The organism is Paenibacillus sp. FSL R7-0048 (genome assembly GCF_038004505.1).
GTDB lineage: Bacteria > Bacillota > Bacilli > Paenibacillales > Paenibacillaceae > Paenibacillus_AQ > Paenibacillus_AQ odorifer.
This window is the reverse complement of record NZ_JBBORF010000001.1, coordinates 354,112-365,669: the sequence shown is the minus strand read 5'-3', so window position 1 is coordinate 365,669 and position 11,558 is coordinate 354,112. Positions and strand designations below refer to the sequence as shown.

The following is an 11,558-nucleotide window of genomic DNA, read 5'->3' as shown; positions in this document are numbered from 1 at the left end:
CGTTTTTTATCTCATTATATAAGTTGAACAGTTTATAAATTTTTTTAAGCGCCAAACCTAGGTCCAAGCCCACAAGAACCCGTCTCGATCCCAAGCAATTCTCCCGCCATGGAGTTTCCGGAAAGCTTTCTTCACTTCTTTGGAGAGTGAGGCATTGCCGTTCTCATTCACAAATACAAATTGTTCTCCAAAATTCTCTTTCACATATTCAATCGCCGCCGTCTGATGCAAGGTACCCGTAAAACGAATCTCCTTCACCATCCATTCTGCTACTTCTTGTGCGGTTATTTCCATATGGATGCGCCTCCTCTCTGTGCTTACTGCTAAAATGTGCCCTCATTATAACATGAATACAGCCCAACCGGACAAACGTCCGAATTGGGCTGTATTGAAGTCATTTTACATCATTGTGGATAGATATGGTTCGACGGATAACGGGACTTCTGTCCTCCACTCACCATCAACAGAATCCCAGTAATTAAGTGCAAGAACCAGCCCACAAAAGGAATCCATGCCAATAAAGAAGTTATAATTCCTAGCACTGAACCGTAGATAGACTCACGGTCTCTTGAAGATAAAATCAATGTAATCACATGTAGGATAAACATCAACCCCAGAACGGAATACCCCGTGCCAATAACAATAGCAGCACCCAGAATTGGAATTGCCAAAATAATTTCACAGGAACCCGTAATCCATTTCATAGCTTTAGAAGCGCTCAATAGACAACCTCCTAATTGGGTAAAATATATGATTTTTCTCGTGCTAATTATTTTATTTCATACCAACGGCAAAGGTTCTTCCACTTTGTCATGAGATTGCTTCTGCACAAGTGGAGGCAAGCCCTCCTTACTCATTGCTGCTGAAGGGGCCAGCCCCAAACAGTGGCACATTAAAGGAGCCATTCGCAGCTGTGGCAGCATTTCTTCCTCTTTTTCTGAAGATAATACATCTACCCCAAACGTATATAATGGCACATTTCGCTCGGAAGGGGTTATCCCGCCGTGGTACCCATTTGCGTTCATTCCGTGATCTGCCGTAATCATAATCTTATAGCCCTGTTCCATCCAAATAGGCAAAACAGTGGCCAGCAGACCGTCGGCATTACGCACTGAAAGCTCATATTCTTTACTCTCGCCGCCATAACGATGCCCGGCGTCATCTATATTCATGGAGTGAATGTATAGGAAATGCGGATCATAGGCACTCCGTAAATACACAGCGTCGGCAAACACATGACTGTCGGGATAGTGATCCTCGAAATAAAAGCTGCCATGCTGAATGGGCTTCATCACATTGTGCTGATGGCGATCAGCCAGCGGATCAAAAGGGGCCGAATTATAAAGCTCACTGACCCAATGATAGGCGACAGCAGCTGTGCGCAAATTAGCGGCCACTGCCAGATGGAATACACTCTCTTCATGGCTTGGTCTCACAATATGGTTAGCCGTAATTCCATTTTTGGTCACAGGTGTCCCCGTCAAAAGCACTTCATAAAGCGGGCGTGACAGACTAGGCAATTCCGACTTCACTCGGTGACATGATATTTTCCCCTGCTCCACCAAATGCTCCATATACCCCATATATTCACGTGCGGCCTCATATCTAAGTCCGTCCAACACTACCACAATAAGTTTATTGTTCATTTCAGTCATCTTATTACGCTCCCTCTCGTTCCAGATGCAGCAGCTCAGAAGGGTTCAGAGCCAAGGTGACGTTAGCCCCTTCCACCAGACTCAGCCAGCGTCCGTCATTTAAAAGATCAACCGTTAAGCAAATGTCTTCCACCTCTACCGTACACCTAATAATATTGCCCAACACGGAGACAGATTTAATGATGCCATCCACCAGTTGCACTCCGGCAGCAACCTCGTGAAGTCCCGCGCCCTCATGCAGCAGCGTAACCGCCTCAGGCCGAATAGCAAAGCGGTCCTGCGTGCTATCTATCCCCCGGAACAACGTCATCACTTCTGATCGGGTCAATACATTGTAACTGCCCATAAACCGGGCAACGAACTCTGTTCGTGGTGCGGAGTACAACCCCTCAGGTGTGCCATCCTGCACAATCCGGCCACCGTTCATAATACAGATGCGGTCAGAAAGAATCAGCGCTTCCTCCTGATCATGTGTCACGAATAGTGTCGTCATGTTAAACCTTTTTTGGATATCACGAATTTCTGCACGTAAATTCTTGCGTATCTTAGCATCTAGTGCGCTTAAGGGTTCATCCAGCAGCAATACTTTGGGCTGCACCGCTAGAGAACGAGCCAGCGCTACCCGCTGCTGCTGTCCACCGGAGAGGGACTGCGGATATACATCCCGTTTATCCTCCAGATCGACCAATGCCAGCAATTCCGCGCAGCGATGATGGCGGGCTGATTTCGATAATCCCCGCATTTTCATTCCATACTCGATATTTTGGCTCACCGTCAGATTGGGGAACAAGGCATAAGACTGAAACACCATTCCTACCTCGCGCTTACGGGGCGGCAAACTTCCCAGATCTTTATTTTCCAAAAGAATTCTGCCGCCATCCAGCTCTGAAAGACCGGCTATGCAGCGTAGCAATGTGCTTTTTCCACAACCGGAGGGGCCTAGCAGTGTCACAAGTTCACCTTCACGGATCTCCAAATCAACATTGTCTAACACACAGGTATTCCCAAACATTTTGCGTACACCCTGCAGCTTTAGATAATCATTCATCCCTTAACGCCCCCTCCCATCTTTTTACCGAGCTTCATGAGTACCATCGAAAGAATTAGAATAAACAGAAAATAAGAGATCGCAATCGCGCTGGCTAAATGTCCACTTTCACCAACCCTTTGATATAGATATACCTGAATCGTCTGAATATGTCCGCCAACTAACATGTTCGTAAGGACAAATTCGCCGAATAGAACTGAAAATGATAACAGTGTAGAGACGATAACCCCAGGCCATATATTAGGCAAAATCACATTCACGAAGGCCGTTCTTCGGCGGGCACCAAGCAGCTCCGCAGCATGCAGCAGTTCAACGGCATTAACCGTTAACAGACTATTGCGAATGCCCTGATACATATAGGGAAGGATGACCACAAAATATGCCCCCACTAATAAATACGCTGTTCCAGCGATATCAAAGGGACCAGAGGAATAGGTACGAATAAGACCTACCGCAGCCACAACACCAGGCACCGCATAAGGCAAAACAACAATACCTTTCATAAAGCTCTCCCAACGCGGAAAATAGAGGGTGATGACAAAAACAGCTGGCAGCATCACGGCCAGACTCAGCACCACGCTGATCAGGCATAAATAAAGCGAGGTCCAAAGCGCCTCCAGAAAGCGAATATCCTCAAACATTTCCCCAAACCAATTCAGCGTCCAAGCTCGGGGCAGCAAGGTATTCTGCCAATCTTGTGCAAAAGCATAAATGCCCGTTGCCAAAAGAGGAAGCAGCAAATACACCATGAGCAGCAGCATGAAGGTGCGTGGAGCAAAGCCTGCTTTACGTATATTCATTGCCCTGCCTCCTCACGAGCTGTCCATAAACGCCGGGAAGCTTTGATTTTCACATCCGGTTTACTGAGTGCTTTCGTTCCGAACCTCTCCGCACGCCGCACCATTAAATGGTTCAGATAAACCGCCAAAATCGTAGTCAGACCAAGCAGAACAGCAAGCGTACTCCCCATTTGTGGCTGTGTAACCACATCTCCGGCAACCAGTGAACCGATACGTACCGCCAACAGATTGTAATTTCCGCCAACCAATGCGTAAGCCGTGGCATAAGCCCCCATTGCATTAGCAAAAAGAATTCCAAGTGTGCCGAAGATCGCCGGAGTTAGAATAGGCAGGCCTATCGTCTTCCAGAACTGCCAAGGCCCAGCCCCCAGTAAGGAAGCTGCCTCTCTCCACTGCTCACGAATTCCGTAAAAGGACGGGTACAAGAGCAGTAAGGCTAACGGAACCTGAAAGTATACATACACCAGTATTAGACCTGACCAGCTATATAGATCAAAATCGGCAAAAACACTCCAGCCCCACTGTTTAAATAAGAGTGTAAACACCCCATTATTTCCGAGCAAAATGATATAAGCAAAAGCCAGCGGAACACCTGCGAAGTTAGAGGTCATATTCGACAGCATCAGAAGTCTATCGCGTACTCTCGGGGTAAACCGGGTAATGCAATAAGCACAAAAAAGTCCGACAATGATCCCTATCAGACTTGAGGTTATGGAGATTAGCAGACTGTTCTTAATCGCCTGCATGTAATAGGCACTTTGCAACGCATGCAGATAATTGCCTAACGTAAATCCCGTTCCGTCCGCTGTGCGTAAGCTTCCCGTCAACATGGATAGTATAGGTACCAGTTGAAAGGCTAACACCATTAGTGCAAATGGAATAAGTGCCAGGATCACACCGCGGCTTCTTTGTTTCATCTTACTCGCTCCTTGTCGCAGGAATAGAACAAAGGCGCCTTACGGCATCATGACGAAGGCGCCCTGCTTCTTTTTTAGGGAGAAATGAATACTAATTCAAATGCACAAGCACACGTTCCTGCCACAATTGAGGAATGGTTTTTGCCGTCTCTTCCCATACCTTGTAATCACCAACAGGCTTAGCGTTGACGTATTCTTCTTTTGGCAGCAGCTTAGCTGCAACATCATCCGGCAACGTTACACTGTCACGGATCGGACGAGCGTAACCTTTGGCAAGATTAATCTGTCCTTCATCGCTAAGGATGTATTGACGTGTAAGCTTCGCCGCGTTAGGATGCGGCGCATATTTGTTGATGATCGTGGCATACCCGCTCACGACACTGCCTTCCTGGGGAATGGCTACTGCGAAGCCATCTTTGTTGATCTGGTCTCTATAGTTCAAAGCGTTGAAATCCCAGAGCAGGGTAACTTCTACTTCCCCTTTTTCAATGTTGGCAAGGGAAGCTTCTGCATTGGAGAGACGTCCGTTTTTAGCTAAATCCTCGAAAAAAGCAATCCCCGGTTCAATGTTCGACTCATCGCCACCAAAGGCAATCGCTGCGGCCAATACAGCCATCTGTGCTTGAGCAGCCTTGGTTACATCACCAACGATGATTTTGTAGTTACCGTTCTTCAGATCTTCCCAGCTCTTCGGTGGATTCGCCACGAGCTTAGTGTTAGTCAGAAAAGAAATGGTGCCTTGATAGCCGACGATCCAATTCCCGTCCTTATCCTTAGCCCAATCGGGGATTTCATCCCAGTAGGATGTTTTATAAGGCTGGGTTACCCCTTTATCCACGGCAACCGAGCCAAACGCAATCCCCACATCTCCGATATCGGCCGTTGGTTTGTCTTTTTCCGCATCAAACTTGGCAATTTCCTCCGCGCTCGACATATCGGTATCCGAATGTGTAAGACCATACTTACTGTTCATATCACTCCATGTATCTTTCCAGTTCGCCCAGGAATCCGGCATTCCTACACTGACGATACTGCCCTCTTCTTTAGCTTTACTCTCGATCTCAGTCAGACTTAATTCTTTGGTGCCAGCCTTTCCATTCGTTGTTTCTTCAGCCTTGGCTGAATTTCCACAAGCAGCAAGCAACAGGACGAGCAAGGATAACATTAGACCCATCGATAATTGATTTTTGATCCCTTTTTTCATGATTTCCCCTTCACTCCTATTTCTTATTTGCGGGCTTCTTTATGTCCAACTGTTAGGCACCCAATTGCAGTATAGGCGTGTACTATTTTCGCGGCATTAAGGAGAATAGGAATATTTGTAAATAAAAAGAAACGACCTGTCGTCTTTTTTAGATGACCGCCGTTTCCCTTAGAAATGTTTTTATGAAAATAATTACATTAATTACACTAAAATAGAACTTTACTGATGTATAGTAGTATTTATTCATAATAAGAAATGACCCTCAGAGGAGCTTGAAAAATGCCGTTTACAAAAATTCAGATGGTAACAGGTTTATTTCTATGTACTTTGCTTATCTCAGCTTGCAACAATGCAGCTACTCCTCCTAAAAATAACACGCCAGATACAAGTAATAAAATCATTCAAATAAACAGTGATCTTTACACCCTCCCATTACGTGATCAGAATACAGAACAATACAACTACGCTGTCAATACCTCTGCCGGTATCGTATGGTTGCCAGCCCCAAAAATGAACATTGCCCCTGGAACAGAAGCAAATCCATTTTATTTTCCAACAGAGCCATTCACTTTCTATTTAAGTTCTCCTAATGAAAAAACACTAGCTGTAGAAAAGTCCAAGAAGCTATTGACGTTACCTTTAAATGATGGCGATGCTGTTCTGGTGGTTAGCGGCGTTTTTGGATTAGATGATTATATCCTCTATCATACCTTTTCCATTTTCACTGATGGAGCTCAGCCGATACGAGAACAAGCTTGGGTGATGAAGGTAGACGATCCAACATCTAATAAAGAAATTGCTCAATTCCATTCATCTGGAGGTAAATTTTATAGTTATGCAGTTGATGAAAAAGAAAAACTTTATCTATCGGTTTCCATACTTCCTGGAAATGCAGATGGTAGCTATAGTTACGAAGTTTATATTTATAATCTTCTGACTGGCAACAAAGAAAAAATAAATGATTATTCTCTTAATCCCTCATCACTGGATTCCATCCAATTTAATTACAATGACAAAAAATATTCGTATAAACTTCAGTCCAAGTAAAAAACTGCCCGACATTTCCAGGCAGTTTTACATGTATGAATATAACTACCGTCTACGCGCTGCCACACTGACAACACCGTATCTGTAAAGCACCTTCTTACCGAACCAGCCAAAAAGACGATCCGTAAAGAAGCCCATAAAGCCAAGGCAGAACAACCCGACAAAGATCCAATCCGTACGGAAAAACAACCGGGAATTCCAGATCAGATAACCTACACCTTCGTTCGAAGCAATCATTTCCGCGCCGATAATCGCCATATATGAGGTGCCCATCGCTAACCGGATACCCGTAAAAATATAAGGGATCGTCGCCGGAACAACCACATGAATCAGAATTTGCCACTCACTGGCGCCCATACTGCGGGCTGAGCGGATTTTGTCCTCTTCCACGGACATCACACCGGTTAAAGTATTCAGCACCACGATAAAAAAGGTGGCGTACATAATTAACGCAATCTTCGACTGCTCCCCAATACCAAACCATACTAAGAACAATGTAATGAATGCAATCGGCGGGATAAAACGGATAAAGTTCAGGAAAGGCTCCGCAAAAATACGGATCAAGTTCACCTTCCCAATGATTAGCCCTACGGGAATCGCCAGTAAACTACCGAGTACCCAACCAATGAGCACCCGGTAAAAGCTAATCCCGATATATTGCAGCAAGGTTCCGTCTTCCAGCAGCTCCCGTCCGCCCTTAAGTGTACTCCATGGTCCGGGGATCACATCGGGGCCATAGATTACAGCTCCAAGCTGCCAGACGCAGAACGTGGTAATCCATAGAAGGGTTACGGAAACCCACTTCTTCTCCACCCATTTTCTCATCTGTCTCACCCTATCCTATTCTTCGAAATGACCTTGAATTTGATTGTATAACGAGTAGAATTCCGGTGAGGTTACGTCCCGCGGATACGGCAGTGTATTATCATAAATATCCGTAATATTAGAAGACGGTCCTACGGACATAATGCCAATTCGTTCCCCCAGCAATAACGCCTCCTGAATATCATGAGTTACAAAAATCACCGTCTTATGTGTCTGGCGCCAAATGTTGACCAATTCCTTCTGCATCGTTCGGCGCGTCATCGCATCCAGCGCACCAAATGGCTCATCCATCAGCAGAATCGCTGGATCATTCGCCAGCACCCGAGCCAGCTGAACACGCTGCTTCATCCCCCCAGACAGCTCCTTCGGGAACTTCTCCTCATGCCCGTTTAGCCCAACAAGCCCGATGAACCTATCCGATATTGTGTGCCGTTCCCCCTTTGCGATTTTCTTCATCCGCAATCCGAACTCCACATTCTGACGGACGGTTAACCAAGGGAATAAGGAGGAATCCGCCTGCTGGAACACAACCGCCCGATCTCTGCCAGGCTTATTCACCTCTACATTATCCACCCGTAGATGCCCACCGGATTTGGAGACAAACCCGGCGATCATATTCAGCAGTGTTGATTTCCCGCAACCACTCGGCCCGAGTAGAACGAAGAATTGCCCACCTTTAATTACGAGATCTACATCTTTTATAATGTAGTGAACGTGCCCAGCAGTCGGTTCGCTGTAGCTTTTACGGAGCTGCTCAATATGAATGGTATGCTGCTTAGCAGGTAATGACATGCTGAACCCCCCTATTTCTTGTACGTAACCTCTTCTGGCAATGCCTTCGCCAGCGGCTCGAGATTCAGTTTACTATCCAGATCGAAATCCTTCTCAATGATTCCGTTGTCGACCATATATGTCTTCTGCTTGGTCAAACTGTCATACGCTGCTTGAGTAAATCCTAGTGCCCACGGATTATTCGGCAGATCTTTTATCGTTGATTCCTTAGGCTGCTTCACTTCCTTATACATCAGATCAGCAACCTCATCTGGGTGAGCCTGAGCATAGGCTCCGGCTTCATCCACCGCTGCTAGGAAATTCGCTATACCTTGCGGATTCTTAGCCGCAAAATCATTTCCCGTTACAATCCCCATCCCCAATCGAACCGTGGTTTTAGACATATCCGTCAGTTCATGAACACCTTTAAGTGCATAGAGCTTATCATTCAGAACCGAACCATAAAACCATGCTCCATCCACAGCACCTTGCTTCAAAGCGATATAAGCTTCATCAAAGGCACCCTGTCCTATTAACTCCACATCACCGAGAGCAGCATTATGCTCTTTCAAATATTCATCCCAAAGGTACGGAATGAAGGTGCCGCGTATGAAACTCAGCTTTTTCCCTTTCAAATCTTCAGCCTTCTGAATATCATCCTGTACGAACAATTTCCATTCAGTGGACGCTTCATCAGTCGCTAATCCCGCCGAGGCGATAATAGCATAATCGCCCTTCGCCACTGCGTTCAGCAAGGGGAAGTCTGCCCCGAAAGCCACATCCACCTGTTTAATAAAAAGGGCATTTACACCTTCCGCAGGGGAGCCAAAGTTGATCAGTTCAGCGTCAATCCCGTGTTTGGCAAAGATGCCTTTATCTAGTGCCACCCGAAAAGTGGGATTCGTATTGATGTCAGCAATTTTTATCTTTAATGTCTCTGCTTTGCTATTCGCCGCTCCCTCTTTAGCGGCATTAGAGGCAGCCGCGTCGCCCTTGGAGCTGCAGCCCGATAAAAGGATAACCACTGATAAAGATAAGAGCAGAAAGCTTGAGCTGATCCATGATTTTTTCAACCGACCCATCTCCTCAAATTTGTTAATTTACCTTGCGGCTGCTGCCTTCATCCGTCGTCGCTACACAAGCAGCTCCTTCAACAAATGGCAGGGTTGTCGCCACACTTACCACAGAATCCGATCCTTTAGGTGCAGACCCCGGGACTCTGAACTGCGTTACGTCTATTGGCTCAATCGCTTGTTCAACTGGCGTTTCCAGCTGTGGTACCCATGCATATGGCACACGGTAGGAACGATAGACCATGTTGGTATTTCTGGAGTCCGTAAATGGCGAAATATATTCCCATACCAGTTCATGTTCTGGCGTAACCTCAAAGAGTCTGCCGTTAGAACCTTCTGTAATTAAGGTGTTGCCATTCGGAAGCCGTTGAGCTGAGCTGATATATGGACTGTAGAATTTATAAGAATCGGTTGGGACAGAGAAACCTGCTTCTGCCGCTGTATATTGCCACTCAATCTCAAGGGTTACGGGATTAATCTCCAGAATTCGCGAGTGGTCGCGGAGTGCATTTTTTTGCCCAAAAGGAGAAGATGGATTTGGAAGACCATAACCGCCCCAGCCCCCGTTATCGAATACAAGTAAGTTGCCTTCTCCCGGCAAACCTTTCGGAATGATGTGCGCATGATGCTGGCCAATGATCCAGTCGATATGCTTCACTTCTGGCAGCGAGTAATCCGGACCGATTCTCCAAACGATGGCTCCGGTACGCTTATCCGTGATCGCAATAATATTTGCTTCACGCGCATCCCAGATCACGTTATCCGGATGGAAACGCTCATCCCCTGCATCGTAAAACTTATTGGGTCCTACATAAGAAGCCGAATTGATATGCAGCCAGTCTCCAACACCACCACCTAGATTTCCGAAAGAGCGTGAGTTAGGATCACGAAATAGTACATTTTTGGCCGCTTCATCAAAGCCTAGCTCATCAAAATGTTCATTTGGAGCCCACTCCCAGACGATATTCCCCTCCCAGTCCACCTCAAGGATCGTGTCATCAAGCAATTGTTTGTCGGAGATTTGAGGATTGTAGATGTTTTTATGAGCAAGAATTAGCGTTTTTCCACTGTCTACCTTGGGTTCAAGCCCCGGTGCAAAATATCCGACCGGATTGCCTTCGCGCTGATAGTCATGATGCTGGCGGGCATACCAGAGGGGTTCATAACCCGGATCTTCTATATGTTCATAGCTGTTATATTTCCACACGATGTTCCCATCCCAGTCCACCTGTACCAGATCTACATTATCCTGTATTCCGAATTTAGGATCTCTTCTTCCTGTGCTGCCCAGCACATAACCACCCGGGAAGATTTTAGCCGGAAATCCAAGCAGCCCCTTCCACAAATGCACCTCTTTACCGTTCATATCAATCAGTACAACACCTTCTTCACCAGCTTGAAATACGGTATAGCCACTCCAGGCTTTGTTAGGGTTATATACGGTTGCTCCAGTTGGATAAATGGTTGAATGTCCCATCGTTCATCTCTCCTACGTTCAATTTTTAGTAGCTAAGATAATTACTTTTTTTGGTGGTTGTTCGTGGCTTCTGTTCAAGGGTTGGAGAGGTCTCTGCATTCTCCTTGGCGAGCTTCAGCAGGATATCCGAGAATCCTTCCAAATTGCTAATGATCCGCTGATAAAAGTCATTTTGCTGCGCCAATTCCTCCTCCGTAAACCCCTCAAACAAAAGCGAAATACATCGTTCTCCGATGTTGCTGTTCTGCTCCGCCAGCTTGCGGCCTTTATCCGTAATATCCAGCATTACCGTTCTACGATCGCCTTCTTTACGTCTGCGTACGGTATATCCACCCGCCTCAAGCTTATCGCTCAATGCGGTAATCGCACCTGAGGTGAAGTCTAGTTCATCCGCTAAGTCTCCTAGCCTTTGTTCACCATCGCGAATGATTTTGTGCAGAATCAGCATGCCTGGTAAGGAGATACCTGCTACGGCGACTTTATCCCGCTCTTTCACGAATCTGCGAACCGCCTTGCGAAATGCCCAATCTGTCTCCTCCAGCTGTCTCCAATATTGTTCATTCATGGCTTACCAACCTCTGCTTTCTCCCAATCAGCCCATAAAAAAAGACTCCCAGCACCTACCCCTGACAAGGGAAAAGTACGGGAGCCTTTGGTGGTCCAATCAGCTCAGTTGAATTATTTCACTGTTCATTTAATTACTGTTTAAGTATTGGTGATATCATATACCCCTTTATTCCT

General features: G+C 46.1%; 13 protein-coding genes. 1 reads left to right on the top strand and 12 read right to left on the bottom strand.

What is annotated here, in order from left to right:
* Positions 1-57: 57 nt before the first annotated feature.
* From NSQ91_RS01615 to NSQ91_RS01585, 7 genes are all read right to left on the bottom strand, one after another.
* Positions 58-294, bottom strand: coding sequence for a DUF6953 family protein (locus NSQ91_RS01615; RefSeq protein WP_036687339.1), 237 nt, complete (start codon positions 292-294; stop codon positions 58-60).
* Between the two features lie 110 nt (positions 295-404).
* Positions 405-722, bottom strand: a complete 318-nt coding sequence (locus NSQ91_RS01610; RefSeq protein WP_036687337.1) for a hypothetical protein — start codon at positions 720-722, stop codon at positions 405-407.
* 57 nt (positions 723-779) lie between these two features.
* Positions 780-1,655: an alkaline phosphatase family protein gene (locus NSQ91_RS01605; protein ID WP_081387133.1), complete on the bottom strand. Its 876-nt coding sequence runs from the start codon at positions 1,653-1,655 to the stop codon at positions 780-782.
* Positions 1,656-1,659: 4 nt separating this feature from the next.
* Positions 1,660-2,703 carry an ABC transporter ATP-binding protein gene (locus NSQ91_RS01600; protein ID WP_340916223.1) on the bottom strand — a complete coding sequence of 348 codons (1,044 nt, stop codon included), beginning with the start codon at positions 2,701-2,703 and terminating at the stop codon, positions 1,660-1,662.
* On the bottom strand, positions 2,700-3,503 hold the full coding sequence (locus NSQ91_RS01595) for an ABC transporter permease (protein WP_076186152.1): 804 nt from the start codon (positions 3,501-3,503) through the stop codon (positions 2,700-2,702). Before NSQ91_RS01595 ends, NSQ91_RS01600 begins: the two co-directional genes overlap by 4 nt.
* Positions 3,500-4,420, bottom strand: a complete 921-nt coding sequence (locus NSQ91_RS01590) for an ABC transporter permease (RefSeq protein ID WP_076278952.1) — start codon at positions 4,418-4,420, stop codon at positions 3,500-3,502. Before NSQ91_RS01590 ends, NSQ91_RS01595 begins: the two co-directional genes overlap by 4 nt.
* 91 nt (positions 4,421-4,511) lie before the next feature.
* Positions 4,512-5,624: an ABC transporter substrate-binding protein gene (locus NSQ91_RS01585; protein ID WP_076278953.1), complete on the bottom strand. Its 1,113-nt coding sequence runs from the start codon at positions 5,622-5,624 to the stop codon at positions 4,512-4,514.
* Positions 5,625-5,903: 279 nt separating this feature from the next.
* On the opposite strand from NSQ91_RS01585, the gene NSQ91_RS01580 reads away from it, so the two are divergent.
* Positions 5,904-6,671 (top strand): hypothetical protein, encoded by a 768-nt coding sequence (locus NSQ91_RS01580; RefSeq protein ID WP_076304748.1) that lies wholly within the window; start codon positions 5,904-5,906, stop codon positions 6,669-6,671.
* Positions 6,672-6,716: 45 nt separating this feature from the next.
* Here NSQ91_RS01580 and NSQ91_RS01575 read toward each other — a convergent pair whose 3' ends face one another.
* From NSQ91_RS01575 to NSQ91_RS01555, 5 genes are read right to left on the bottom strand one after another with little or no spacing between them, the layout of a single operon-like run.
* Positions 6,717-7,496: an ABC transporter permease gene (locus NSQ91_RS01575; protein WP_076127036.1), complete on the bottom strand. Its 780-nt coding sequence runs from the start codon at positions 7,494-7,496 to the stop codon at positions 6,717-6,719.
* 15 nt (positions 7,497-7,511) lie between these two features.
* The gene (locus NSQ91_RS01570; protein WP_076304747.1) at positions 7,512-8,288 is read right to left on the bottom strand and encodes an ABC transporter ATP-binding protein; all 777 of its coding nucleotides are present in this window, start codon (positions 8,286-8,288) and stop codon (positions 7,512-7,514) included.
* 11 nt (positions 8,289-8,299) lie between these two features.
* Positions 8,300-9,349 carry an ABC transporter substrate-binding protein gene (locus NSQ91_RS01565; protein WP_081391897.1) on the bottom strand — a complete coding sequence of 350 codons (1,050 nt, stop codon included), beginning with the start codon at positions 9,347-9,349 and terminating at the stop codon, positions 8,300-8,302.
* 13 nt (positions 9,350-9,362) lie between these two features.
* A complete protein-coding gene (locus tag NSQ91_RS01560; RefSeq protein WP_076186164.1) occupies positions 9,363-10,817 on the bottom strand; it encodes an aryl-sulfate sulfotransferase in 1,455 nt (484 codons plus the stop codon).
* A 25-nt stretch (positions 10,818-10,842) separates the two neighbouring features.
* A complete protein-coding gene (locus NSQ91_RS01555) occupies positions 10,843-11,382 on the bottom strand; it encodes a MarR family winged helix-turn-helix transcriptional regulator (protein ID WP_076127028.1) in 540 nt (179 codons plus the stop codon).
* Between the last annotated feature and the right edge of the window lie 176 nt (positions 11,383-11,558).